The sequence below is a fragment of the Paenibacillus sp. FSL P4-0127 genome (assembly GCF_038007325.1).
GTDB lineage: Bacteria > Bacillota > Bacilli > Paenibacillales > Paenibacillaceae > Fontibacillus > Fontibacillus macerans.
This window is the reverse complement of the sequence record NZ_JBBOWY010000002.1, coordinates 795,900-822,250: the sequence shown is the minus strand read 5'-3', so window position 1 is coordinate 822,250 and position 26,351 is coordinate 795,900. Positions and strand designations below refer to the sequence as shown.

At 56.0% G+C, this 26,351-nt stretch carries 20 protein-coding genes; 4 read left to right on the top strand and 16 right to left on the bottom strand.

Going from position 1 to position 26,351, the window contains the following annotated elements; all coding sequences use genetic code 11:
* Nucleotides 1-344 precede the first annotated feature (344 nt).
* The gene (locus NYE74_RS30045) at nucleotides 345-1,208 is read right to left on the bottom strand and encodes a DUF6612 family protein (protein ID WP_036625571.1); all 864 of its coding nucleotides are present in this window, start codon (nucleotides 1,206-1,208) and stop codon (nucleotides 345-347) included.
* A 204-nt stretch (nucleotides 1,209-1,412) separates the two neighbouring features.
* On the opposite strand from NYE74_RS30045, the gene NYE74_RS30040 reads away from it, so the two are divergent.
* On the top strand, nucleotides 1,413-2,078 hold the full coding sequence (locus tag NYE74_RS30040; RefSeq protein WP_082207915.1) for a DUF1273 domain-containing protein: 666 nt from the start codon (nucleotides 1,413-1,415) through the stop codon (nucleotides 2,076-2,078).
* A 1,043-nt stretch (nucleotides 2,079-3,121) separates the two neighbouring features.
* On the opposite strand, the gene NYE74_RS30035 is transcribed toward NYE74_RS30040, so the two are convergent.
* The 6 genes from NYE74_RS30035 to NYE74_RS30010 form a co-directional block, all read right to left on the bottom strand.
* The gene (locus NYE74_RS30035) at nucleotides 3,122-4,552 is read right to left on the bottom strand and encodes a YfcC family protein (RefSeq protein WP_341005448.1); all 1,431 of its coding nucleotides are present in this window, start codon (nucleotides 4,550-4,552) and stop codon (nucleotides 3,122-3,124) included.
* A gap of 78 nt (nucleotides 4,553-4,630) precedes the next feature.
* Nucleotides 4,631-6,226: an amidohydrolase gene (locus tag NYE74_RS30030; protein ID WP_124331838.1), complete on the bottom strand. Its 1,596-nt coding sequence runs from the start codon at nucleotides 6,224-6,226 to the stop codon at nucleotides 4,631-4,633.
* A 12-nt stretch (nucleotides 6,227-6,238) separates the two neighbouring features.
* Nucleotides 6,239-7,078 (bottom strand): sugar phosphate isomerase/epimerase family protein, encoded by an 840-nt coding sequence (locus NYE74_RS30025; RefSeq protein ID WP_036625575.1) that lies wholly within the window; start codon nucleotides 7,076-7,078, stop codon nucleotides 6,239-6,241.
* A gap of 192 nt (nucleotides 7,079-7,270) precedes the next feature.
* Entirely contained in the window at nucleotides 7,271-7,984 is a 714-nt protein-coding gene (locus NYE74_RS30020; protein ID WP_278739444.1) for a GntR family transcriptional regulator, read from the bottom strand.
* 98 nt (nucleotides 7,985-8,082) lie between these two features.
* Nucleotides 8,083-8,898 (bottom strand): fructoselysine 6-kinase, encoded by an 816-nt coding sequence (locus NYE74_RS30015; protein WP_036625577.1) that lies wholly within the window; start codon nucleotides 8,896-8,898, stop codon nucleotides 8,083-8,085.
* Nucleotides 8,899-8,977: 79 nt separating this feature from the next.
* Nucleotides 8,978-9,946, bottom strand: coding sequence for an SIS domain-containing protein (locus NYE74_RS30010; RefSeq protein ID WP_036625578.1), 969 nt, complete (start codon nucleotides 9,944-9,946; stop codon nucleotides 8,978-8,980).
* A gap of 183 nt (nucleotides 9,947-10,129) precedes the next feature.
* Here NYE74_RS30010 and glgP point away from each other — a divergent pair, with 183 nt between their 5' ends.
* Both glgP and NYE74_RS30000 read left to right on the top strand, forming a co-directional pair.
* Entirely contained in the window at nucleotides 10,130-11,749 is a 1,620-nt protein-coding gene (gene glgP, locus NYE74_RS30005; RefSeq protein WP_036625580.1) for an alpha-glucan family phosphorylase, read from the top strand.
* A 269-nt stretch (nucleotides 11,750-12,018) separates the two neighbouring features.
* Nucleotides 12,019-13,164, top strand: a complete 1,146-nt coding sequence (locus NYE74_RS30000) for a phosphodiester glycosidase family protein (RefSeq protein WP_155619997.1) — start codon at nucleotides 12,019-12,021, stop codon at nucleotides 13,162-13,164.
* Nucleotides 13,165-13,970: 806 nt separating this feature from the next.
* Here the strand turns inward: NYE74_RS30000 and NYE74_RS29995 are convergent.
* The 7 genes from NYE74_RS29995 to NYE74_RS29965 all read right to left on the bottom strand — a co-directional run bounded on the left by NYE74_RS29995 (nucleotide 13,971) and on the right by NYE74_RS29965 (nucleotide 24,206).
* Nucleotides 13,971-15,164 (bottom strand): sugar ABC transporter permease, encoded by a 1,194-nt coding sequence (locus tag NYE74_RS29995; protein WP_341005444.1) that lies wholly within the window; start codon nucleotides 15,162-15,164, stop codon nucleotides 13,971-13,973.
* A gap of 1 nt (nucleotide 15,165) precedes the next feature.
* Nucleotides 15,166-16,677 carry a xylose ABC transporter ATP-binding protein gene (locus NYE74_RS29990; RefSeq protein ID WP_341005442.1) on the bottom strand — a complete coding sequence of 504 codons (1,512 nt, stop codon included), beginning with the start codon at nucleotides 16,675-16,677 and terminating at the stop codon, nucleotides 15,166-15,168.
* A gap of 51 nt (nucleotides 16,678-16,728) precedes the next feature.
* Nucleotides 16,729-17,859 carry a D-xylose ABC transporter substrate-binding protein gene (xylF, locus tag NYE74_RS29985; protein WP_155619999.1) on the bottom strand — a complete coding sequence of 377 codons (1,131 nt, stop codon included), beginning with the start codon at nucleotides 17,857-17,859 and terminating at the stop codon, nucleotides 16,729-16,731.
* 767 nt (nucleotides 17,860-18,626) lie between these two features.
* On the bottom strand, nucleotides 18,627-20,198 hold the full coding sequence (locus tag NYE74_RS29980) for a helix-turn-helix domain-containing protein (protein WP_036625584.1): 1,572 nt from the start codon (nucleotides 20,196-20,198) through the stop codon (nucleotides 18,627-18,629).
* 65 nt (nucleotides 20,199-20,263) lie between these two features.
* Nucleotides 20,264-21,709 (bottom strand): sensor histidine kinase, encoded by a 1,446-nt coding sequence (locus NYE74_RS29975; RefSeq protein ID WP_036625585.1) that lies wholly within the window; start codon nucleotides 21,707-21,709, stop codon nucleotides 20,264-20,266.
* Nucleotides 21,706-22,695, bottom strand: coding sequence for a sugar-binding protein (locus NYE74_RS29970; RefSeq protein ID WP_036625586.1), 990 nt, complete (start codon nucleotides 22,693-22,695; stop codon nucleotides 21,706-21,708). Before NYE74_RS29970 ends, NYE74_RS29975 begins: the two co-directional genes overlap by 4 nt.
* A gap of 527 nt (nucleotides 22,696-23,222) precedes the next feature.
* Entirely contained in the window at nucleotides 23,223-24,206 is a 984-nt protein-coding gene (locus NYE74_RS29965; protein WP_036628718.1) for a Gfo/Idh/MocA family protein, read from the bottom strand.
* 401 nt (nucleotides 24,207-24,607) lie between these two features.
* Between NYE74_RS29965 and NYE74_RS29960 the strand changes: the two genes are divergently transcribed.
* Nucleotides 24,608-25,363 carry an SGNH/GDSL hydrolase family protein gene (locus NYE74_RS29960; protein WP_328273026.1) on the top strand — a complete coding sequence of 252 codons (756 nt, stop codon included), beginning with the start codon at nucleotides 24,608-24,610 and terminating at the stop codon, nucleotides 25,361-25,363.
* Nucleotides 25,364-25,485: 122 nt separating this feature from the next.
* On the opposite strand, the gene NYE74_RS29955 is transcribed toward NYE74_RS29960, so the two are convergent.
* On the bottom strand, nucleotides 25,486-25,668 hold the full coding sequence (locus NYE74_RS29955; protein WP_341005438.1) for a hypothetical protein: 183 nt from the start codon (nucleotides 25,666-25,668) through the stop codon (nucleotides 25,486-25,488).
* A gap of 119 nt (nucleotides 25,669-25,787) precedes the next feature.
* Complete coding sequence (locus NYE74_RS29950) at nucleotides 25,788-26,294, bottom strand: CYTH domain-containing protein (protein WP_036625587.1); 507 nt, start codon at nucleotides 26,292-26,294, stop codon at nucleotides 25,788-25,790.
* Nucleotides 26,295-26,351: the final 57 nt, after the last annotated feature.

Below are 26,351 nucleotides of genomic sequence, written 5' to 3'. Positions count from 1 at the left end.
CTTAAAGGAGCTGATCCTCATGTGGCAAAACGGAAGCGATTCTAAAGGCAACGCATTTTTGTGGATTGTTGCGCTGGGTACGTTTTATGCCGTGTTCTATACGATGTTCACTCTTTTCTCGATTCATGGATAATAAAGCTTCATGTTTGTAACCGCTAACAGACAAACCTATACAACGACGTCCCTCCTATACAACGCGGTTTCCTTGTACCCATAAAAAAACAAACCGCTGTCCCGTCCGATCAGGCGAACCGGGTCAAGCGGTTTGTTTTTCGCTTTGCGCTCCATGCAAAAAGAGCGGGTGCCCGTTGCATCCCGCCCTTGTTTGCTTTGCCGTTATAACATTATACCGCGCTGTCCAAAACCTCTTGCGGCACTTTGATTTCGGAAACTTCGTTGTGCTTGGAAATCGTGCTGTCCATCTTCATTTCGAGCGAAACGCTTTGGCCGTCCTGGCTCATTTCCATCGTCATTTCGACATTGGTTTTTGTCGGCAAATAAGTTTCCTTGTTTATGCCGTAAGTAATTTTGATGCCTTTAATGTTCATTTGATCCAGCATCGCCGCCATTTGCTCATTTTCCCCGCCGGACTGGCTCATGAGCGTTTTCGCCAGCTCTTTAACGCTGTCGCCGGACACGTCGGCCGCCAGGATATATTCGCCGCCTTCTTCGGACACTTTCGTCTCGCCGGCAATCGCCTTAAACTGCTCCAGTTGTTTTTCCAGATTAGCCGATTGCCCCATGCTGGCCAAGATTTGATCGCGCTGATCATCCGGCAGCTTCGTCCAGGTGCCCGTAGCATTCGTGAAAATGCCTTCTTCGGTGACGTATTGCTCGAATTTCTGTTCCCCGCTGTCCGGGATGGACATTTGCGTTTCATTGTACATGGCCAGAGGTTCCTTGGTCGTGTCGATCTTCATCTTCATGTCGACCTTTTGCTCCTGCTTCTGTTCCCCTGCGGTTACGACAATATTTTGGTTTACGCTGGCATCCATCGAGAAGCTTTTCAACCCTTTGCTGGCTTCCGTCGTTTTTTGGATCAGCTCGTCCACCGTTGGTACGGCTCCAGCGTTACCCGAAGTCTCCGCGGTTGCCGGCGTTTGCGCTCCCCCTTCGGCATTGCCGCCTTTTGCCGCCTTTTCTCCCCCGCATGCTGTCAAACTTACTGCCAAAATTGCCGTCAATAGTACTGTGACCCACTTCTTCAAAAGCTTGTCCTCCTAAATTATGTATTCCTATCCATGTTAACTAACATGCGGTGAAAGCAATAGGGAAAAAAGTCCAGTTTATCCGAAGTTCAAGGTCCTGATTATGTAGTTATTTAGAACTATATACTGCTGCCTGAGGGACGAAATCCCAGAAAAGTTTATAATAGAAATAACCCTATTTAGAAGCATAAGGAGTTTTCACCTTTGAAAAATATTCTGGTTACCGGTTACCGGGCGCACGAGCTCGGCATTTACAGCAACAAGCACAAAGGCATCCCCTATATCCGCCAAGCCATCGCCTCCCGGCTCATTCCGCTGGCGGAGGAAGGGCTTGAATGGGTGATTACGCCCGGGCAGTACGGCGTTGACCTGTGGGCCTGCGAAGCCGTGTTCGGCTTGAAGCGGAGATACCCGCAGCTGAAATGCTCCATCATTACGGCGTACAGCCGTCAGGAAGAAAAATGGAGCGAAGAGAAACAACAATACTACCGGCAAATTTTGCAGCAGGTGGACTTTTTCGCCGAGGCGAGCAAAGAGCCGTATACCGGGCCTTGGCAGTTCAAGGCCAGGGACGAGTTGTTATTCCGCAAAACGGACGGCATCCTGCTCGTTTATGACGAAGACGCGGGTGAAGCCAGCCCGAAATTTTTCAAAGAACGCGCTTTGAAAAAGCAGGCCCAAGACGGATACGCCTACTTCAGCATCGGCGCCGAGGAAATCCAGGCGATCGCCGCCGAAGAGCAATCCGCGTATATCGATGAAAGCCCGGATGGCAGCCTTGATGGCGGCCTTGATGACAACCTTGATGATGGCCTTGACGGCGGCTTCGACGGCAGAGTCGACGACAGAGTCGACCGGGGACCTCGATAGGGACCTCGATGGCTAATTCGACAGCTAATTCGATAACTGATTCGATAGCTAATTCGGCGGGATCCTCGATAACAGCTCCGGCGGGATCCTCCATGACAACTCCAGTGCGATCTGCGATGAGGAAGCTCGCTGGCTGATTCGATGGCAGTTTCGCGTGAACCTCGAGCAGTCCGGAATATAGTGAGGCCGGTTTCCAACGAAATTCAAGCCGGTAAATGCAAGCTAGTTTGGTACGAGATCATACGGTTTGTTCTAGTGCAAGCTAGTTGGTACGAGATCATGCGGTTCGTTCTAGTGCAAGCTAGTTGGTACGAGATCATGCGGTTCGTTCTAGTGCAAGCTAGTTGGTACGAGATCATTCCGAATTGTTCCAGCGCAAGCTAATTTGGTCCGAGTGCATACCAGTCGTAGGCCATTCTATCGCGTACATACTATGCAAGTCTCCCATCAAATGCAAAAGTGCAGGCGATTTTTGTCGAAGCTGCTCAATATGGGCGGTTCAAATGCAAAAGTGCAGCTCGTACTCGCCTGTATAACCATAATTTGTAAATTCGATAGAAATCAACTGCACTTTTACATTTCATCTCCCCGGAAACGTGAAATTCAGAAAAATGAACTGCACTTTTGCAGTTGGTTCTGCAAAGTAAAAGGGAAGGCGCACGTTATCTGCCAAGTGCTAAACAAAGTTTAGCCGCTCGCATGGATGCAGGCGGCTAAAGCTAGCAGAAAGCGCGGGCGGCCAAAACCAGCCGCGTTAGGCGAAATCGGCCAGGACAGAGCCGCGCAAGGCGCTGACCGGATATCCAGAGCCACGCAATGTGCAGGCCAGATAACCCAGAGCCGCGCAATGTGCAGGCCAGATAACCCAGAGCTGCACAATGTGCAGGCCAGATAACCCAGAGCTGCACAATGTGCAGGCCAGATAACCCAGAGCCGCACAATGTGCAGGCCAGATAACCCAGAGCCGCGCAAGGCTCGCAGGGCGGCCAAGCCCGAGCCATCAGGGCCCAAGCGCTCTCTTGCGCCCAAGCCGCAATTTCCGTTCACATCCCAACCGAAGCGGAGATGGCCGCAAATACGGCCGCGATGATCCACAGAACGGCGAACAGCTTGATGATCACTTTGATCCATTGGCCGAAGTTGATGCGGGCGATCGCCAGGCCGGCCAGCAGTACTCCGCCCGTCGGGGAGATCAGATTGGTTAGGCCGTTCCCGAACTGGTAGGCCGTGACGATCGCTTCGCGGTTGATGCCGACCAAGTCGCCCAGCGGCGCCAGCACCGGCATCGTCAACGCCGCTTCGCCGGAGGAAGAAGGCACCAGGAACGTGATGACGTTATGCACCAGCAGCATGATTGTCGTAAATGCGTAACTCGGCAACCCTTTCAGCAGATTGGCCAGAGAGTTCAGAATCGTGTCGATGATCATGCCGTTTTCGGCAATGACGAGAATTCCGCGGGCCAAGCCGATGATGACGGCGGCATAGATGAATTCGGCGCAGCCTTTGACGAAATTTTCCGCCATTTCGCGCTGATTCATCTTCGACACGATCCCGGCAAACAAGCCGAGCGCAAAAAACACCGCCCCGATTTCGATCATATACCAGCCTTTGGCCAAAATCCCCCACACGATCAACCCCAAAGTGGCGACAAATCCGCCGACAATCAGCTTGTCCCGCACGGAGAAAACCACCTCTTCGCCGCTATCCTCCTTAAGAAAAAGCGGACGGGTCAGCAAATCGCTTTTGAAGACGACCGATTTCTCGGGGTGCTTTTTGACCCGGTGGGCATACCACATCGTAAACGCGATTGAGACGCCCGTAAACACGATCCATTCGATAAACCGCAACCACAGCTGCGGATTTCCGTGGATTCCGGCCACCCCTTGCGCGATCAGGACCGAAAACGGATTGGTCGTAGAGCCGACGTAACCGATTTGCGTGCCCAAAAACAGGATCAAAATCGCGGTCATCGAATCGAACCCGAGCGCAAACATCAGCGAAATGAAGATCGCGTACAAAGGAATCGTTTCCTCGCTCATCCCGAACGTGGAGCCGCCGAGGCTAAAGATCACCATGGCGATTGGAATGACAAGTATCCCTTTGTTTTTAAGCCGCCGGGCCAGCGCCAGCAGCGCCCGGTCCACCGCGCCGCTCTGCAAAATGATGCCGAAAGCCCCGCCGACGATCAGCACAAACGCCACGACATCCGCGGCATTGATCAGACCTTCCATCGGCGCGCTCAAAATCTGCGGGATCCCCTGGCGCAAATTCCCGTCTTCGCCGTTTTTCGGCACGGTATGGTACGTTCCCGGCACGATCGCCGATTTGGTCATGCCGTCGACGGTAACCTCCTGGCGGTCGAACTGTCCGCTCGGCACAATCCAGGTTAGCGCGGCCATCAGAACGATAATGGCAAAAATCAACACATAACTATGAGGCAGGGACCATTTCCGTTTTTTACTTTCCGCTTCCATTGAAATCCCCTCTATTCCCGGATTTGTATAAACTAAGCAGTTTTCATATCGTTATAAGACGTCTTCTTCAAAATGACATTATTCCCTAAATTCCCTAGTTTGGCCAACCTCGTCATGCGTAATCAAACCGCCGGAAATCGTCAGCAGCGCCTTGGCGCTCCTTAAGTCCGCCGCTGGAGTTCGCAGCAGATTGCGGTCGAAAACGGCGATGTCCGCATATTTGCCCGGGGCGAGCGTGCCCGTCTGCTCTTCCATGTAACAATGCTTCGCGCCGTTTACGGTCCATGCCCTCAGCACCTCCGCCGCCGGCATGCCCCGCTCGGGATACCATCCGCCTTCCGGCGACCCGTCCGGGAATAACCGGGCGGTGGCGGCGTACAGCGAATCCGGTACGCTCGTGATAAACAACGGTAAATCCGTACCGATCGTCACCGTTACGCCGGCATCGAGCATCGCTTTATAATCGTAGAAACGGCACTCTTTATCTTTCCCCGCTACTTCAGCCATATAAGCTTGTTCGCGGGAGGGGTTCAAAAGTAAAATCTGAGCGTACACTTCCGCAAAAATCCCCAAATCGGCCATCCTCGTCAAATCGCCCGGATGCGGATATTCCAGATCGCTGATAGAGTGCCGGATGTCCCGGTCTCCGTTCAGCTTGCGGCACTTCTCCAGCATTGACACCGCCCTGCGGATCGCCGCGTCGCCTTCGGCGGTCAAAATGCATTTCAGCCCGTGGCGGTCCGCCTCCATGACGGCAGCTTCAATCGCCTCGTAATCGACAGGCCGCAGGTTCGTCACTCCCGGCAGATCGGCATATGGCTCCAGCATATCCCCGGTATGATCGGCCACCACGCCGTCCACCATGATCTTAAAGCCTTGGAATCGGAGCTTGTCGCCGCGATAGCGCGCTTTGTAATCCAGCCCGGCCGTAACGTTAAGCGGCTCCAGCACAGGCTCCAGCGCGAAGTGAACGCGCAGCGGCAGCCGGCCGTTCTCCTCAAGCTCCGCCAATACGGGCAGCAACCCGGCGTAATCGTCAAAGCCGATGTCTTTGACCGAAGTGACTCCACGCCCCGCCAGCATGCGGCAAAAATCCAGAAACTCGGCCTCCACCAATTCCCGGTCCCGCAGCATATCCCGCAGGAGCAGCGCCCGGTCCTCCGCGCTGCACCGGTCCGGCGTAAATCCGTATTTTCCGATCGCAACCGCGTTCATCCAGCAATAGCTTTTGTTACGATTGATCGCAATCACCGCCCGGTCCGGAAACGCCTTGTCCAACGGCCCCTGCTCCGGCAGGCCGCCCCAGTCGGCGGCATCCCACCCGAAAGCGTATACATTTCCGTGAGCAGGCAAGGTTTCGGCATACCGGCTCAGCATATCGAGCGCCTCCCGGCTCGACGCCGCGGCCGATAAATCCAAACCTCGGTGCATCGACATATATCCGGTAAAAAACACATGATTATCGTGAATCCCGGGCATGACCAGTCCGTCTCCAAGCTCGTAAACCTTCGTCTCCGGCCCAATCCACTGCAAAGCCCCGGACTTTGGCCCAACCGCGCTGATGCTCTCGCCGCATACGGCCACATACCCGGGAGCGGCCTCGTCTTCCGCACCGGTAAACACGGCGTTTGACAGCAGCACGATATCCGCATAGGCACCATTTGTCGCTTTCATCTTCACCCTCCTCTAGTCTTTCCCGATATATTTCTCAAGCGCTTCCATAATCCGTAGATCGGTTTCGTCAGGGCGCTCATAATAGCGGAAATCGGTAATTTCCTGTCCCAATAACCCCTGATACCCATAATCGTTCAGCGTTTGGATCATCGACTCCAGCGGAAAAGTACCATCGCCCCAAGCCAGGTGGCCGTAAGGCGTCCCATCGATGAAATGGAGGTGCACGATCGACTCGCCTAGCGCATCAAACCACTGCTCCAGCGTCTCTCCGGCAATGCCCATCGCCGTGGTGTCCACCATCAACCGGAAGGCCGGAGAAGCGATCTCATCCAGCATTCTTTTGGCGCCCGCGAGCGTGGTCACAATCTGCGACTCTTCCGGGCGCAGCGCCTCCATGGCGATCACCACGCCTTCCTGTTCCGCTATACGGGCCAGATGGGACAGCATGTCCGCGGATCTCGACCAGGCCTCCTCCTTCGTTTCGTTCAAGTAACCGTAACCTGAATTGACCGTCATCAACTTGCAGCCGAGCTCGGCTGTCGCCTTAATCGCATTGGTGAAATAGCTTTTGCTTTTGGCGAATTGTTCGGGGTCGGGGGCCGCGATATTATACGGATAAATAATCGATTCCGGCGTAAACGCGCCGATCGTCAAGCCGCGGGCCGACGCCTTGCGCCGGACGCTTGTGCAGTCGGCGTAGCTTAGCGCATCCATATAAAAATGCGGCGCCCCTCCCCACAATTCAACCGTACGCATGCCGGCCTTTTCCACCGAGTCCAAAAAATAATCCAAGGAGTAAAACAAATAGTGAATATTCATTCCCGCAACTTGCCGGCGTTGTATGCTGGGCATAATAACAACTCCTTATAAGAGACTTTGAATCATCCGGTTTAAGAAATCCGCCCTTTCGCCAATACGTATTATAACGTTATATCCAAAAATATACAGCCCCGCATTATGCCGAAGCTATAAAGTTAGAGGCTATAAAGATAGAAGCTATAAGCTACGTTCCAAGCGGAACTTGCGGCAAAAGGGCGGAAGCGGTTAAAGCGTAAACCGGTAGCGGTCTCCAATGATATATTGCTTGCCGACATGAACGGGCAACCCCTGATCATCGCAAATCACCGTCTTCATATAAAACAGGGGTTTGCCGATCTCGGTTTCGAGCAACCGGGCCTGCTCCTCGTCCGCCAGCACGATTTCCAGCGTCGTCTCCCCCGGCTGGTTCGGATCGATCCCGTATTTGTCGCGCAGCAGGTCATACAGCGAGCCTTCCAGCGGTTCATCCAGCAAAAAGGAATACCGGCGCTCCGGGTAATAATTGTTCTCCAGCATCAGCGGGTGGTCTCCGGCGAATCTTTTCCGCTGAATATAGATCGCCTTTTCCCCTTTCGCCAGTTTAAGCGCGTGCTGGAGCTCGGGATCGGGAGCCACGATTTCCCTTTGGGTCACCTCGCTGCGCGAAGTATATCCGTTCGCCTGGCAGGCCGCCGTGAAGCCGATCAGATGCTCGATTTTCCGGCCGATTTTGGCGTGGCTGACAAAGGTCCCTTTGCCCTGCCGTTTGGTCAGATAACCCTCCTGGACCAGCTCCTCGACCGCTTTGCGGACGGTGATGCGGCTGACGTTATAGCGCTCGCTGAGTTCCGTCTCCGTGGGAATTTTCTCTCCCTGCTGAAACGTACCGTTGAAAAAATTCGATTGGATCGCTTTTTTCAATTGGATATATAATGGTTCAGGATGATCTGCGTTTAACATGGTTACCTCGCTTGTTATATAACGTTATATTCTCTCTCAAAGCGTATCAAACGTTTTCAATTTGCACAAGCGAGCACCGTTAATTTTCTGCGCTAAATTCATTCGTACGGAACGCCGAAGCCAAACGATCCTTCCACCAGGCAGCTGGCCGCCGCAAACCGCGACCCTTCCTCCATGGCTTTCGGGATATTCCGGTCCTGAAGATAGCTCAGCAGAAACGCGGCAATATAGGAATCCCCCGCTCCCATCGTGTCCACCGCCTCGACGATGTCCGGCGCATGGAAGTGGAAGTTGCTTCCGTCATAGACCATCGATCTGTCGCTGCCGCGGGTGGCGGCGATCAGCCGGTTTCCGGCCTTCCATTTGGAGCGGATATATTCCATCGCCTCATCCTCCGGCATATGGCTGCAGGAAAAGAAAGCAAAATCCGCGTACGGAATGAACCGCTCCACCTGCTCGTCCTCAAAATCGTCGGAGAAGTCGAACGAGAGCGGAACGCCAAGCTGTTTAAGCTCGGGCAGCAAATGCCCGGTATGGCTGTAGAGTCCGGTATGCATGACCGCGAAGGAGCGGATATACTCCTTGTCCTCCTCGTCGAGCTTAAGCGGATTCAGCCGCGTTACCCCGCCTTCGTTACTCCCCAGGAACACCCTGTCGCCGTTTTCCAGCGTCACCCGGGCGCAGCCGTTTTCCCCGCTGCAGTGGCGGCACCGCGAAATATCGATGCCAAGCTCCCGCACCGTGTTCTCGACATGCCGCGCCTCGCGGTCGTCTCCGAACACGCCCACAAAAGCGGCTTCCACGCCGAGCTTCTTGGCGAATACGCTAAAGTTCAGCGCATTGCCGCCCGGGTACATCGTTTTTAGATGGACGTATTTGTCCACCACATTATCGCCTATTCCTAAAACTTTCATGTTGTCACCTGCTTTCGATCGGTTTCTCCCAAAAATCCGTTTGCCTGTTCCCCTTGAAAGCTGTTAAATCATTATTAAATCAGTAGGCCACTTTCCCCATGTAACGGCGGGTTTCCAACGGATGATTGCGTACGTCCGCCAACGCCTCGCGGTATACGCAGAGGATGCTGTAGAACAGAATCGGGTTAAAAAACTCCACCACTTCATCGGCGATCGTACCGATCCCGAGCTCCTTGGCGTCCACGACCTCCACTTTTTCCGCGTACTGCTTAAGGAAAATCAAGGCGCGTTCATCCAGGGCGCGGGTGCGTCCTTCATTCATCATCAGGATAAACGGCGTTTCTTTATCCGTCACTTCAAACGGGCCGTGGAAATATTCGCCCGAATGGATCGGCGCCGCGTTCAGCCATTGCATTTCCATCAGGGAGCAGATGGCGAAACCGTAAGCGTGGCCGTAGGAAGCGCCGCTGGACAAAATGTAGAACAGATCCTCCGCGCGGTATTTGTCCGCAAACGTTTTGGCCCGGGGAGCCACCAGCTTTTTCCCGGCGACAATGATGCCGTTGATCTTCTGCATCCCGCTTTGGAAAGCATCGTAATGCGCGTACCCTTCCACTGTGTTCAAAATCTCCACCACGAGTTCGAGAATAATCGCCATCGGGTTGTTTTTGACGTCGCTGTCTTCCCCCCACTCATACAGGAAGGTGTGGTCGGAATGCTTCAGCAGCGCGGCTTCCTTGTTATGCGTCAGGCCGATCGTATGAGCGCCGTGTTCCTTGGCCGTCTTGGCCGCCGCCACCGATTCCGGCGTGTTGCCACCGTGCGAGCAGACGATGACGACGGAGTCTTTGTTCAGGCGCTTCGGCAGCGCGTGGACGAACTCATTGGCCGTGTACAGGCCGGTTACGACTTTTTGGGCTTCGCTTTCCAAAAAATATTTCGCCGGATACATATCGACGAGGGAACCGCCGCAAGCGACCAGGTAAACTTCCGTAATCCCGTTTTCCGTCTTTTCGCTGATCGTGCTGATGACTTTCGATACGTTCATATTGTTCTCTCCTTTTTATATAACGTTATATAACGTATTGTCTACAAATCCAATATAACCGCTTTCATAAATCGCGTCAAGGCCAAAATGGAGTAAATTCCGATTCCCTCAATTTTTCGCCACATTTTGCATACGATATCAAGAATCTCCGGAGTCGGTTTCCCCATCAAAGGAGGTATTCCCATGAACGAACAGAAATTGCCTGCGGTCGCTTATTTTTGCATGGAGTACGGGCTTCATTCCGATTTTAAAATGTACGCCGGCGGCCTGGGCATTTTGGCCGGTGACTATATCAAAGGCGCCAAAGATTACGGCGCGCCGATCGTCGCGGTCGGCATCAAGTGGAAACAGGGCTACACCGATCAGCGGATCGGCCCTGACGGCAAGCCTTACGATACGTTTGAAAACAGAGACTATGATTTTCTCGAAGATACCGAGGTGACGGTCACCGTCAAAGTCCGCTCGGCGGACGTTCGCTGCAAGGTATGGAAAACGGAAAAGTTCGGCAACGCGCCGCTTTATTTGCTGGACACGGACCTGCCGGGGAGCGGCAGTGCGTGGATTACGGAGCGGTTATACGGGGGAGGCTTCGGCGAGGAGCGGATCGCCCAGGAGATCGTGCTGGGCATCGGCGGCGTCAAAGCGCTGCGCGCGCTGCAAATCCCGGTGGATGTCTATCATTTTAACGAAGGTCACGCCGTGCTGGCGGCCACCGAATTAATCCGCGAAAAGATGCAGTCCGGGCTCACTTTTGAAGCCGCCTGGCGGCAGGCCCGCGAGGAAGTGGTGTTCACCACCCATACGCCGGTTAAGGAAGGCAACGAAGCTCATCCGCTGGACTTGCTTGAGGCGATGTCCGCATTTAACGAATTAAGCCGCGAGCAGATGGAGCGCATCGGCGGCAATCCGTTTAACATGACCGTCGCCGGTTTGCGACTGTCCCGCGTTTCCAATGGCGTGGCCGCGCTGCACGCGGAAACGGCCAACCGCATGTGGCGGGATGTCGCCGGGCGCTCCGAGATCATCGGCATCACCAACGCGGTTCACCTTCCGACCTGGGCCGATCCGCGCATCGTGCGGGCCTATGAGGAAGGCGGCGATTTATGGGCGGTCCATATGGAGCTGAAGCGCGAATTGCTCGAGTTCATCCGGGAGCGCTGCGGGGCCGCGTTGAATCCGGACCGGCTGCTGTTCGGTTTTTCCCGCCGCGCCGCCCTTTATAAACGCAGCGAGTTGATTTTTTCCAAACCGGAAGTGATCGCCCCCTATCTCGAATCCGGAGAAATCCAAATCGTTTTTTCCGGCAAAGCCCACCCGAACGACGAAGCCGGCAAGCAAATCGTCGCGGGTCTCGTCGCCATGGCGCAGAAGTACCCGGGCAGCGTCGTGTTCCTGGAAAATTACGATATGACAATCGGCGCCATGCTTACCCGCGGCTGTGACGTCTGGCTCAACAACCCGCGCCGGCCGCTGGAAGCGAGCGGTACGTCGGGGATGAAGGCCGCGGCCAACGGCGTGCTGAACTGCTCGATCCTCGACGGTTGGTGGCCCGAAGGCTGCCTCGACGGCGAAAACGGCTGGCAGTTCGGGGACGGCTACGAGGCGGACGATCCTGCGGAAGCGGACCGCCATGACGGCGAAGCGCTGTACGATACGCTGCTGAACCGCGTGCTGCCAGCGTATTACGGCGACCGGACCCAGTGGGTGCGGATGATGCGGCGCAGCATCGAAACGATCCGGCAATCCTTTGCGACCGCCCGGATGCTGGAGGAGTATTATCGTAAAATGTACATCCGCAATTAACAACCGCCGTCTTGCCGCCGCAAAGATAAGCAGGCCGAACGGGCAAATCGGGCGGCTTGGCGGAATCAGGTGCGCAAATTGGTGCGGCTTTTGGCGGAACCAGATGCGCGCTTGGGGCGGCTTCGGCGGAACCGGGCGCTCGCTATTGGCCTCCACTATGGAACGGACCGCGCTCTTTCCGGAGCGGGCGGTCTTTTTTTCTTGGGGCTTTCGGCCGATATTACATAATGAGACATTATCAGACATAGGGAAGAAGGAGTACATATTTTATGAAAAAGAAACTGCTGCTGTTGTTGCTCGCCATGATCTGCCTCGTGCCCGCCACGATCCCGGCTGCATCCGCGCCTGCTCCCAAAAACGTCGTCCTGACCGACGCCAAAAGCGGCCGCGCTTTTGTACCGGTCCGCATTTTAAGCGGGTTTGAAGGGACAAGCGTCCAGTGGAACGCCGCCGAGCAAAAAATCGATATCGCCAAAGGCGATGTACAGCTTACGATGTTTGTCGGGAAAAAGAACGCTTCGGTCAATCAACAGTCTCATTCGTTAACGGATGCGCCCTTTACCGAAGCCGGGGTCGCTTACGTCCCGCTGCAGCCTGTAAGCGAGCTGTTAAATTTGCCGATGGACCGGGACAAAAACTTGTCATCAATCAGCCTGGGGCAAGGCGAGGAACGGCTGACCCTGCCGCTGGCCAGCCGGGGGGCGACGGACAGCGGCGGCAAGCCGATCGTCAGCGAACGCAAGTCGTTTAAAGTCGGCGGCAAAACGTTTAGCGTGCAAATGGTTACGATTTCGCTGATGGACCCGAAGGTCCAACTGGACGTCGTGCTGGCGGGCGATAAAGTCGGCAAGGTCGAAGACTTAAGCAGCATCGCCAACCGCCATAAGGCTGCCGTCGCCGTGAACGGCACTTTTTTTGACGCCTACACGTCAGGCGCCTATAAAGCCCCTTACGGCTATATCGTCAGCGGCGGCGAAGTTAAAAAGGCAGCTTCCGGGGACAAGCGGACGATTTTTACCTATGACCAAAACCTGCTGGCGCAGCTCATTCCGGGCAATGAGTTCAGCGAGCGGTATGACGAAGGCCGAATGGAAGGCGCCTTGCAGGCCGGACCACGCCTGGTCGCAGACGGCAAAGTAGCGCTCGACGTCAAGGCGGAGGGCTTCAAGGACCCGAAAATCCTGACCGGCGGCGGCGCCCGCAGCGCCCTTGGCCTGACCCGCGACCACAAGCTGATCCTGCTGACAACCGGCGGCGCGACGATTCCGCAGCTCGCGGAAATCATGAAGCAGGCCGGCGCCTATCAGGCGATGAACCTCGACGGCGGCGCTTCCAGCGGGCTGTATTATAACGGCAAGTACTTGACGGCGCCGGGCCGCAAAATCAGCAACGCGCTGATCGTGACGTACCGTTAGGGGCGCAGGCGCGCTAGCTAATGCGGAAACTTTGTTCCACATCGCCATGGGCGGATGGATCTCGCTCACCAGCAGGTAGAGGCATCCCCAAAGGCATCCCTTTCTAGCGGGCAAATCCATTCTACCGCGGATAATTGCATCTCACTTACCATCAGACAGGCTGCATCCCTTACTGGAAGGCAAATGCCTCCCTTATTAGACGGTAGATGCCTCCTTACTAGACGGTAGATGCACCCTTACTAGAAGGGTAGATACACCCTACTAGAAGGGTAGATGCCCTTTCCGGTGGGCAAATGCAAAAGTGCATGCGAACTTCGTCGAAAATGCCCGAAAAGGGCGGCTCAAATGTAAAAGTGCATTTCATTTCCGTCTTAAAATCAACATCCGTCCCAATGAGCTTGCGGCAACTGCACTTTTGCAGGCGATCCGCCTCGATGGGCGGAAATTTCGCTAAATCAAATGCACTTTTGCATTTCGTGCAAACCTGCCTCCAATAAAAACGGCACTTTCGCGCACAGGGGAATTCCGGAATTCCCGGCGGCCGAAAGTGCCATTTTTCATATGATGCTGATCGGTGCAGCGGTCGTGCAACGTCCAAGTGAGCTTGCTTACTGTTTAGTCCAGCGTTGAAGTAACAACTTGATAAAACAACATGATACACTGACTTGAAATAACAACTTCGTCTATAATCTGGTGCAGTAACTTGGTTTAAACTACTTGGTCCAATAATCTGGTGCAGTAACTTGATTTAAACTACTTGATGCAATAATCTGGTGCAATAATTTGATACAACGGTTTAATGTAGCTTAGTTTGCGCCCTTGCGGCGGTTTGAGATGTCCAGCCAGACGGCGAAAACGAGGATCGAGCCTTTGACGACGTACTGCCAAAACGACTCCAGCCCCATCAGCGACATGCCGTTGTCGAGCGAGGTCATGACCAGGGCGCCGATCAGCGCGCCCAGCACCGTGCCCGCGCCGCCCATGAGCGAGGTGCCGCCGATGACGCAGGCGGCGATCGCATCCATTTCCGCCATGTTCCCGGCGGTGATCGTGGCCGAGGCGAGCCGGGAAGTCAGCACGATCGCGGCGATCGAGGACAGCAGGCCGCTGAGCAGGAAGATCAGCATCGTTTTGCGGCGGATGTTGATCCCGGAGAGGCGGGCCGCTTCCAGGTTGCCGCCGATGGCGTAGATGTGGCGGCCGAAGGTCGTTTTTTTCGAGAGGAAATAAAAAACGGCGGCCAGCACGATCACGAAAATGATCGGGAACGGGATGCCTTTGTAGGCGTTCATAACCAGCACGAACACAACCACCAGCAGCGAAAGCGCGGCCACCTTGATGACGTCGGCGGCGAGCGATGCGACTTCAAAGCCGTATTTTTGCCGAGAGCGGCGTTTATTGAACATGCTCCAGACGAGCAGGCCGACCGCCAGCACGCCAAGTACGATGCCGAAGCCCGGGGCGAAATAGGCGTTGCCGAGCAGCGCCAGCACCGGGTCCGATACCGGGATCGTCATCGAGCCGGTGATGCCCATCAGCGCGCCGCGGAACACCATCATGCCGCCCAGCGTAACGATAAAAGCGGGGACCATCTTGTAGGCGACCAGCCAGCCCTGCACTAGTCCGAGCACGGCCCCGGCCGCCAGCGTGGCAAGGATAACGACGATCGCCGGCAGGCCCAGCCAATTGCTGAAAATCGCCGCGATCCCGCCGGTCAGGCCGACGATCGATCCGACGGAAAGGTCGATATGTCCGGCCACGATGACGAGCACCATGCCGATCGCGAGAATGGACGTGACGGACATTTGCGTAAACAGGTTGGACAAGTTCCGCGCCGTCAAAAACGTCGGGTCCAGTATGCCAAACAGCACCCAGATGAGGATTAGGGCGCCGACCATCGTATAGGCCCGCACGTCCATTTTTCCGAACAGGCCGCTCCATAGCGCCGATTTGGCGTCAGCGCTTTCCGTTTGCGGCTGAACATTTTTTTGCAGCTCCATGCTATTTCCCTCCTGTTGCGGCTTGCATGATATTTTCCTGGGTCGCCTCGCGCCAATGAAACTCCCGTACAAACCGGCCCTCGCTCATGACCAGAATCCGGTCGCTCATCCCAAGCACCTCCGGCAGCTCCGAGGAAATCATAATGATCGCCACGCCCTGGCTGACCAGCCGATTCATCAAATGGTAAATCTCGTATTTGGCCCCGACGTCAATCCCCCGGGTCGGTTCGTCCATGATGAGGATTTTCGGATCGGACATCAGCCATTTGCCGATGACGACCTTCTGCTGGTTGCCGCCGGACAACGTGCCGACGGGCGTTTCCAGCGAAGCCGTTTTGGTCTTCAGATCCTGCACGTACCTTTGTCCCCATTTCATTTCCTCGTTGTCGTTAATGACGCCGAACCTGGACACTTTGCGCATTGTCGCCATCGTCGTGTTCGTTTTCACATCCATCCCCAGCACCAGGCCCTGCCGCTTGCGGTCCTCGCTGACCAGGCCGATGCCCGCTTTGATCGCATCCGCGACCGAGCGGATTCGCACCGGCTTCCCTTCGATCCGCACCTCGCCGGACGAGCGGCCCCCGTACGCGCCAAACAAGCTGCTGACAAGCTCGGTGCGCCCGGCGCCCATCAGCCCGGCGATGCCGAGAATTTCACCTTTTCGCAGCGTAAAAGAAACATCCTTGATGACTCTTTGATTGCGTTTTTCCGGATGCCAGACGTTGTAGTCCCGCACCTCCAGCACGGTCTCCTGCGGGGTATGCTCCACCCGGGGATACCGCTCGGTCAGCTCCCGGCCCACCATAAGCGACACGACCTGGTCGTCGTTCGTCTCCTTGCGGTCCAGCGTCGCCACCGTACGCCCGTCGCGCAGCACTGTAATCGAGTCGGCCAAAGCGAACACTTCCGGCATCTTGTGCGAAATGTACACGCAGGATACGCCTTCCCGGCGCAGCTGATGCAAAATTCCCATCAAAATCGCCACTTCGCTTTCGGTTAAAGCCGCCGTCGGCTCATCCAAAATCAAAATCCGCGTATGCTTGGACAGGGCTTTGGCGATTTCCACCAGCTGCTGCTGACCGATGCCGAGGCTGGCGATTTTCGTTTCCGGGGAAATGCGCAACCCGACCCGGTCCAGCCAGACGGACGCGTTGTGATACAGCTCATCCCACTGAATGACGCCGCGTTTAGTCGGTTCCGTCCCCAAAAAAATATTTTCTCCCACCGTCATTTCCTTCACGAGCGCCAGCTCTTGGTGAATGATGGCGATGCCGGCCTTTTCCGCATCGGTGATGTTATGGAACTGTCTTTTTTCGCCGTCGATGATGATGTCGCCGCTGTAGGTGCCCGCGGGATACAGGCCGCTAAGCACCTTCATCAGCGTCGACTTGCCGGCCCCGTTTTCGCCGCACAAGGCGTGGATTTCACCCTTTCGCACCTGCAAATTGACGCGGTCGAGGGCTTTGACGCCCGGAAACTCTTTGCTGATGTTCACCATTTCCAACACGTGCATAGGCGTTTGCACTCCTTTTTTTAGCCAATACCAAAGGCGGGTTCACTCCGTTTACTGCTGCGGCCATTGATCCTTCGGCACGTTTTTGTACACGTCCTCCAGCTTGTGGAACCCGTCCTCAATGACCGTGTTCAGGCTGCTTTTGTCGACCGGGATCGGGTCCAGCAGCACCGACGGAACGTCGATTTTGCCGTTGTTCACCGTTTTGTCCGTGCCGATGTTCTCGCCTTTGGCGGCCGATACGGCCATTTCCGCGGCTTTGGTGGCGATCGATTTGATCGGCTTGTAGACCGTCATCAGCTGTGTGCCCTCGGCGATCCGCTGCACGGCGGCCAAGTCGGCGTCCTGCCCGGAAACCGGAACTTTGCCGGCCATGCCCTGCGCGGTCAACGCCTGGATCGCCCCGCCGGCGGTGGCGTCGTTGGCGGCGACCACGCCCTGAACGTCATTTTTGTTTGCGGTCAGCGCGTTCTCCATGTTTTTCAGCGCTTCTTCGGGCTTCCAGTCCTTGGAGAACTGGTCGTAGACGATTTTGATGTCGCCTTTTTCCTCCAACGGCTTAAGCACGTTCATCGCGCCCTCCTTGAACATGTGGGCGTTGTTGTCGGTGTCCGCCCCGCCGATATACACGATGTTCCCTTTCTGCGCCGCGGCGGTGACGGCCTGGGCCTGCAGCTCGCCGACGCGGACGTTGTCGAAGGAGATGTAGTAGTCTACTTCGGCGTTGTTGATCATCCGGTCGTAAGCGATCACCTTGATGCCTTCCTTATGGGCCTTATCCACGATCGGCGCGGTCGCTTCCGCGTTGTGGGCGATCACGACGAGTACGTCGACCCCTTGGGAAATGAGCTGCTCCGCCTGGCTGAGCTGCGTGGCGTCGTCGCCGTTGGCGGCCAGTACCTTCACTTCCCCGCCAAGCTCCTGGACCTTCTCCGTAAAAATATCCCGGTCCTTCTGCCAGCGTTCTTCTTTCAGCGTGTCCATCGACATGCCGATCACGATTTTCCCGTCGTCTCCGGCGCCTCCATTCGCCGCCCCGCCCGAGTTATTCGGCGCATTGCCGGAACCGCCGCCCGCGCCTCCGCCTGCGCCGCCGTCCGAAACGATGCCGCACCCCGCCAGGGAAGATGCCAGCAAAACGGCCGCCAAACCAAACCGGAAACGTTGACTGAATTTTTTCATATTGCTTCGCCCCTTCTCGTTATTCGGATTATGATTGCGCTTACACACAAATCTTAGCACCGATTGATCCGCCGCGGGGCCGCTAATGCCAGCACTGGTTTGCCCGCGATCAGCATTTGGTTGCTGCCGGATGAAATGAAATTCATCGCCTGAGCTTTCACAGCACATTTTTGTCGGCCGGACAGCAAAAAAGTCCTTGCCTGTGGACAAGAACTTGAGGATGGTCCTTTCTGTTTCGGAAATAGTTGCATTTTATACACGTAACCGCTGGGTAATGGTCGCCGGTTCCATTTTAATTGCAAAACTTACAACAAAACGAATGCTGCGCGCATCAACCTCTGATTTTCGCCTCAATAACTGCAGCTTTTGCAACTATTTCTGGTAAGCAGCTTATATTCCGCCTATTTAAGTGTACTTTTTACAATTATCTTCTCAAACTGATGGGGACCCTGGGCCATTGCAGTGCCACGTTCCATTTCGGGCATGCCCCGCGCCACAGTGGTGCGCCGCTGCGTTGGTCACCAGCGGTGCTCCACGGCGTGCTCCACCGCGTCACGCCACGGCGTAACGCCACGGCGCTACGCCCCTGCGGTGCGCCTCAGCGATGCTCCACGGCGTGCTCCACGGCATTACGCCACGGCGCTATGTCCCAGCGGTGCGCCTCGGCGGTGCGCCACAGTGGTGGCCACGGCGATGCTTCCACGGCGCTACGCCCCAGCGATGCGCCACAAGCGGCGCGCCGTGGCGACCATGCCCCGTCCTCCCGTTTATTCGCTGTGCTGGCGGTATTCCGTCGGCGTCATGCCGGCCGCCTTTTTGAATACCCGGCTGAAATAGTTCGGGTCCTTGTAGCCTACCTCGTAACAGATTTCCTTGAGGCTCAGGCGCCCCTCCGCGATCAGCCGCTTGGCCTCCTCGATGCGCAGCCGGGTGACGTAGTCGCTGAAGTTTTCGCCCGTCTGCAGCTTGAACAATTTGCTGAAATAATAAGGGCTAAGATTGACGTGCTCGGCCGTCTGCTCCATGGAGAGTTCCTCCTTGTACCTTTGGCCGATGTACAAAAGCGCGCGCTGCAGCACATGGGAGCGGCCGCGCTCCTTCGCTTCCCGCAGCCCGTCGATCCAGGCGGCCAGCCGCCGCTGGGCCCCGTTGCGCAACGAGTCCGGATCGTTAAAGCCGCTCAAGAAGGAAATCAACTCGCCGCCGTCCCCTGCCTGCGCGCTTCGGCCCAGATGCAGTAGCAAGCCGATCACGTCCCCGCGCAGGCGCGGGAAATGCCGGGGCTCGCTTTGCGCAAGCCGCTCGAACAGCCGGTCGAACCGCTGCGCCGTCTCCTGGCGGTCATGCCTTAGCAGCGCGTCGAGCAGCCGTTTCTCCTCATCCGGCGGGAGCGTGGGCCGGCCCGAGCTTTCAGCGATGTCGTCGTAATGGCGGACGCTGGCGACGTCCTGCTCCTGATCGTCCGCGCAGACGCGGACCGCCTCCCGGTAGGAGCGGCCGAGCCCGTCCCAGCCCTCGCGGACCGGACCGATCCCGACCGCCAGCGGCAGCCCGAACCGCTGCTCGACCTGGCTGCGCAGCCGCTCGCCCCATTCCAGCGCGGCCACGCGCTGCGAATATCCCGGCCGCCCGGGCGGAAACGGGATAAACAACGCCAGCTGATGGCCGACCACCGGGCTGACGAGACAGGACAAGCCGGGTTTCGTCCATTGCTTGACGGCTTCGTGGAGCTCTTTTTTGACCAGTTGGAAATTGGCCCGCTCCTTCGGGGAATGCCGCGAAAAAGACAACACCATCGCGTACCCCTTATGCCAGTCCAGATGAAGCAGCTCCGCCAGCTGCGCCAGTTCCGGCTCCTGCGCGCATTCCAGCATCAGCATCAGGGACAGCTCGTTTTCGGCGAGCGGCACTAGCTGCGCCAGCTTCTCCTGCATCGCCAGCCGCTCATCGCGGGCGCGCCTGGCTTCCTCGGCCTCGGCGATCAGGCGTTTCAGCAGGTCCAGCACTTCCTCCCGCCGGGCCGGCTTCAGCAAATACTCGCGCACCCCGAGCGCCAGCCCCTCCTTGGCGTAGGCGAAATAATCGTGCGCTGTGATGATCACGACCGGCGTTCCCGGCTGCCGCGCCAAAATTTCGCGCACGGCCTCCAGTCCCGGAATCCCCGGCATTTTAATATCCATAAAAATAAAATCCGGCCGCTCCTCCTCCGCCAGCTGAATGGCCCGCCGCCCGTTCTCCGCATGGAGAAAGCGGAACGTATCCGGCAGCATATGGCCGATCATCAGCTCCAGGCCTTCCCGTTCCAGCGCTTCGTCATCCGCAATCAGCAAGGTATACATGAATCGGAAATCCTCCATTCTTATTTTTATATAAAGTTAAAGTGCAGCCGTGTGAAAATGTTCTTTTACGACGCCATGGCCGCCGTACGGTACGGCAGGGTGAATTTGACGGTCGTGCCGGCCCCTTCCTTGCTGTCGATGTCGATCTGCTGGCGGCCGTCGAAAAACAGATGCAGTCTTTTGAACACGTTATGCGTGCCGAGCCCGGTCGACTGCCCTTTCCCGCCAAAACGCGGCGCTTCCTCGCGCACCGACCGCAGCAGCCGCTCCACCGTTTCGCGGCTCATGCCGGCGCCGTTGTCGCGGATTTCGATCTCCACCTTACCCTCCTCGCTAAGGCGGATCGCCAGCTGCAAAAGCGCCCCCTCCTCCATCTGCTCGATGCCGTGCACGAAGGCGTTCTCCAAAATCGGCTGCAGGGTGAGGCAGGGAACGATGCCGTCCAGCGCCCGTTCGTCCACGTCCAGCTCGAATTTGATGCGGTCGCGGAACCGCGCCTTCTGAATGTTCATATATTCGCTGACATGCTGCACCTCTTCGCGCAGCGGGACCGCCTGGTCCAGCTTCTGCAAATTGTACCGGAGCAGCCTGGAAACGGAGACGGCCAGGTCGCTCGTTTTCGGCGCCCCTTCGATATAAGCCAGCTTGGAGATGGAATTCAGCGTGTTGAACAAAAAATGCGGATTGATTTGGCTCTGCAGCGTCTTCAGCTCCAGCTCCTTGACCAGCCGGTCTTTTTCCAGATTGTTGATGTTTTCGGCCATCAGGCGCTGGATGTTGTCGATCATCCCGTTAAACGCCCGGCACAAAATGCTGATCTCGTCGTTGCGGTCGCTTTCGGGAGCTTTCGTGTCCATCCGCCCTTTGGAAATTTGCTTGGCCGTGGCGACGAGCCGGCGAATCGGCCCGGTGATGCTGCTCGACAGCCAAAGCGCCAGCAAAATGCTGAACGCCGCCGCCGTCACCACGAGCATAATGCCAAGCCTGTTCAGCTTGTCCGTCGCGTACATCATGTCTTGGTAAATCGGCTTGTACTGCTCCAGCTCAAGATCGACGAGTTCCTGGGCTTCCTCGCGAATGAAGCGCTGCGTTTGCTCCGCTTCAATGTATTTTCCCGCCATTGTGCCTGAATCTTCGCCGCCGATCTGGTCGATCATGTCCTCGGCTTGCTCCAGGAACGTATCGACGATATTGCGGTAGTTGACAAGCGGCAAAGCGCTCCCGCCGATCGTTTCCAGCCCGTCCAAGTCGGCCCTTAAGGTTCTGACCGCGTTCAGGTGGCGTTCGACCTCGGGCAGACTTTCCGTATCCACCTGCATGATAAAGCGGTTCATCGCCCGCATGATCTCGCCGACCTCGTAGGAGACTTCCTTGTACAGCAATATGCGCTTCATCATCAGGTGATAGCTTTCCTGCACGTTTTTGCCGCTTTCGAACAGAAAAAAAGACACCGAGCTCATCAGCAGCACCAGCAGCGGAATAAACAGAAACAGCTTGCGGCGGATGCTCATAAGCTTTCCCCCTCCCGCACGTTGCGCTGGTCCAGCACTTTAACCTCCGTGTAGTATTCCGGCTGAAGCGGTTTGCCCTGAAAATGCTCGTACAGCAGCCGGACCGCCGTCTCCCCCATCAGGTAAGGCTGCTGCGCGACCGTCGCGGCGATCTCGCCCTTGCGAATCGCCGCCAGCGTTTCCTTCTGATTATCGAACCCGATAATCATCAGACGCTCGCGCTGCAGGCTTTTTGCCGCCTGCAGCACGCCGAGGGCATCGGTCGCGCTGGTGCCGACCATGACCCCGATCTCGGGATGCTGCCGCAGCATTTCCGCGGCCTGCTGGATCGCCTCCATATGCGAGATGTTGGAGCTGCGCACGGCAACGATGTCGAGTCCGGGATGCTCGGCCACAACCCGCTTCAGCCCGTCCAGCCGCTGCAGCTGGCTGGCGGCCTGATCGCTGCCGATGATCACGCCGAGCTTGCCCGAGCCGCCGGTCGTTTGCACCACCAGGCGGCCCAGCCGCTCCCCCGCGGCCAGATTGTCGGTCCCGACATAGGCCAGCCGCCGGCTGTCCGGCGCGTCGGTGTCGATCGTCACGACCGGGATGCCGCGCTGCACCGCCTTGTCGATGACCGGCGTGAACTTCTCCTCGTTCAACCCCTGCACGATAATCGCGTCGGCGCGGGCGGCGATCGCTTTTTCCAGCAGGTTCAGCTGCTCCTCCATGTTGTTGCGCACCGCGCCGGTAAATTCGATGTCGATGCCGTATTTTTCCGCCGCCTGGGCCGCGCCTTTTTCGACCATCTCCCAGTATGGGTGATACCGTTCCTGCTCGATCAGCACGATATGGTAACGGCGTTCGCCGCTTGCGGGATTGCCCCGCAGCTCCTGAACGATGCTGCCGATTTTCCCGGAATAGCGGGCAAAGCCGAAAAACAAATAAACCAAAATGACGATGCACACGGTAATGCCCGCCAGCCATGTTTTGTCCTTGATCATCTGCGTTCACCTCACCGATTATCCTAACTCATGATTGAAAGCGGTTGCAATCAAAAAAATGAACTTGTCTTGTTAGTGAGTACGAGTACGTAAACATGCAAGTATGCAAATAGGCTCCCTTGTGGCTGGTTCCCTCGCCTCTAATTGGATAAATCCAATAGATTGACGAAAGTCGGCCGCAACTGGGGGCTCTCATTGGAAATATCCAATAGATTTCTCGCAAACAGCCCATTTTGCCCTCTGCCGAACCCAATCTATTGGAAAAATCCAATCTAACCAAACCATATTCCACTCATTTTCCATTCTATTGGATATTTCCAATAGAACCATCCATCGCATCACCCAAACCTGCCGCCAAACTAATATTAGCTTGCAACTTGCCATCCACCAGCCTTATTGACTGACCACCCGCCAAACTTACCGCTCACCACACAGCACACTTCTTAATTAGTCTCCAGCGAGCGCCAAAAAGGCCCGGAGCGTATGCCCGGGCCTACCAAAACAGCCACAAATCTCAGGTTGACCGGCTAATCCTGATCGGCCGCGTACCGCAGCCCAAACTGGCGCCGCGCTTCCTCCATCAATTCGGCGACGGCCAGGGAGCGGGCGTGCGTATTGATCTCGCTTTCCCGCCGGCCGCTTTGGAGCAGCTCAATGAACTCCAGCGCCTCGTAGTACATCGATTCCTGGGGCTGGGAGCGCGACAGTTCTTCGGTCGTCCCGTCGCGGTACAATATTTTTACATCGTAAGGCTGGTTGATCTTGTCGATCACCATCGTCCCGTTTTCCCCCTGGATTTCCGTCGGCACATACGAGTCCGTGATTTTGGAATACATGATCACGCCGTCCATATCCGGGTACCGCGCAATAAGGCTGCCTTCGCCGTCCACCCCGGACGGCAGCATCACCGCGGACGCCTGAACGGATTCCGGCTTGCCGAACAGCGTCACCATCGGATAAATGCAGTAGACGCCAAGGTCCATTAAAGAGCCGTTGGAGAACGCGGGATTAAAAGCGTTCAGCACTTTTCCTTCCTTAAAGGCGTCATACCGCGAAGAATACTGACAGTAGCTGGAAAAATATCTCCGCACCCGGCCGATTTTGTACAGATTGTCCTGAACCGCCCGAAAGTTCGGCATCAGCGTCGACTTCAGCGCCTCCATAAGCAGGACGCCATTGCGGCGCGCCGCCTCGATCATCCGCCGGACTTCAGCGGCGTTGGAAGCCATCGGCTTTTCGCACAGCACATGTTTTCCGTGATCCATCAGCAAAATCGCCTGCTCGGCATGCAAAGAATTCGGACTGGCGATGTAAACGGCGTCTACGTCAGCGCTTTCAGCCAGCGCCTTGACCTCGGTAAACACCTTGGGGTCGCCGAATTTGGCGGCAAACTCCTTGCCTTTCTCCTCCGTGCGGGAGTAAACCGCCGTCAAAACAAACTGCTCCGTTTCCAAAGCCGCCTGGATAAAGCGCTCCGTGATCCAGTTCGTGCCAATGGTGCCGAATCGTATCAACGTTATGTCATCCCCTTTTTTGAATGAATGGTCTAACCGTATTCTCTCATTCCCTGTCAACCTTGTCCACTTCCAGGCGAAAAAGAAATTCGCCGGCAATCAGTGTCTTTACGGATACCGTTAGCGCCATCACCGATCGCGAACAGCTGCAAGGGCGGTCCGGGGCGGTCCTGCAAACGGCACCCCACTCCCTCCACGAAGTGCATCGAGTACCCTGCAAACCGCGCCAGGCCGTTCCGCCGGACAAAAGCCGAAACTTTAAGCGTTTACATGAGGTTCAACGCGGTGAAGTCTACTTGCGCACCGAAAGAAAACTAATCTACAATAGGGGTAACAGGCGTTTATATTACGGACCGAGCGACCTTCCAAGGTTTCGAGGCTGGAAAGAGGTGAAATCTGTGAGCGAGGACAGCAGCGGAATTTTCAACAACGAATTTAAGTACATGGTGAGCGGCGATTCCATTTCCAAGGGCGTCATTTATGATGAAACGAAAAACAAATACGTCGTTTTGGAGGACAATTATGTATCTCTCCTGCAGAAAAAATTGAGAGGAGCGATCCATAACACGGCCAGGTTCGGCAACACGCTGGTTAAGGGGTTAACCAACCTGAAAAAGGACGTTTTGAAGGATCGGCCGAATTTTGTCCTGATCGAATATGGCGGCAACGACTGTGACTTCAACTGGAACGAGATTGCTGAACAGCCCGACGCAGAGCACAGCCCGAAAACCGACTTTTCGATGTTTGAGAAAATGCTGACCGAAGCGATCCAATTCGTCAGAAGCCAGCAAATTACCCCGATCCTGATGAGCTTGCCCCCGCTTAATGCTGACAAGTACTTCAAATGGGTCAGCAGAAACGATCCGGAAGCGGAGCAAAACATCATGAAATGGCTCGGAAGCGTCACGAAAATTTACTGGTGGCAGGAAAGATACAATTCGACCATCCTCAAAGTATCGGAACTGACCAAAACAAAGTATATCGATGTCCGGGGGGCGTTTTTGGAACACCCCGATTTTACGAAGTTCCTTTGTTCCGACGGCATTCACCCCAACCAGGACGGACACCGGATCATCTTTGACAAAGTGCTTGAATTCATGCGCACGAACTATCGTTTCTTGCTTCGGGAGGGCGGCAACTTGGCGCTGGATTGAACCGGATGGCGCGGATGGAGGTGCCAGGTGCCGGAACCTGAAGATGGCGCAGATAGAATTTGCCCATGAGGAGCTTCGCGGGCCCAATGGAAAGGCATCGAAATTAGAGGCAATTTTTGTCCTTATTTCGAGAGTTCCCCCTCTCCTGTCCAAATAGCGGCAATTTTTGCCGTTATTGAAGGGCTAAGCTGGGAAAAAACAACTGTTTGCCTCCATTTTTCTAAAATAGCGGCAAAAAAGTCCTCTATTTCTACTGTAATACCTATTTGCGCGAAAATAAGATCCTTTTTTGCCGCTATTCCCATCCCATGATCCCCACAAAAAGGCAGACCGCGTGGTTCCCCGGCACTCTGAAGTTTTACAAAGAGACCTGACCCCAGGTCTCTTTGTTCATTGCATAGGCGGCAGCCTTATACATGGCGGCTTATTGCGGGCGCCGGCTTTGCTGCAGCTCGCGCCACACCTTTTTGTTGCTGTAACGCTTGTCTGTGCTGATGTCCGGGCCAAACCACTGCGGCGGCTGAAACTCCCGCGCCTCCGTCTCCGAAGCGAACTCCACTTCCAACACCATCAGGTCGATCTGATCGTAGCGGTCGATTTCCAGCACGATCCCGTTCCACTCGGCGGTCACCCGCCGTTTCGTCAGCGGTATCGCCCGGTGGATTCCGGTGATTTGCTCGTAAAGCCCCTCCGAAATGGAAACCTCCACTTCCTCCCGGGACAAACCGAAGCCTTTTTTAAACGTATGCGTAAACGTAACGTTCCCGGAGGCCGCATCGCGGATCTTCCGCACCCGCAGCTCCTGATCCTCATGCAAAGCCAAATACGTCTGATCGATCTCCTGCTCCGAGCGAATAATCAGTTCACCTGTCCGAATCAGCTCTTCCGGATACTCCGGCAGCAGAAATTTACGTTCTATTTCCAACGGCATAGCGGTGTTCCTCCTGGTTGTCGGCGGGCCCACGGGCCCTTTTTTCAGAATGCATGT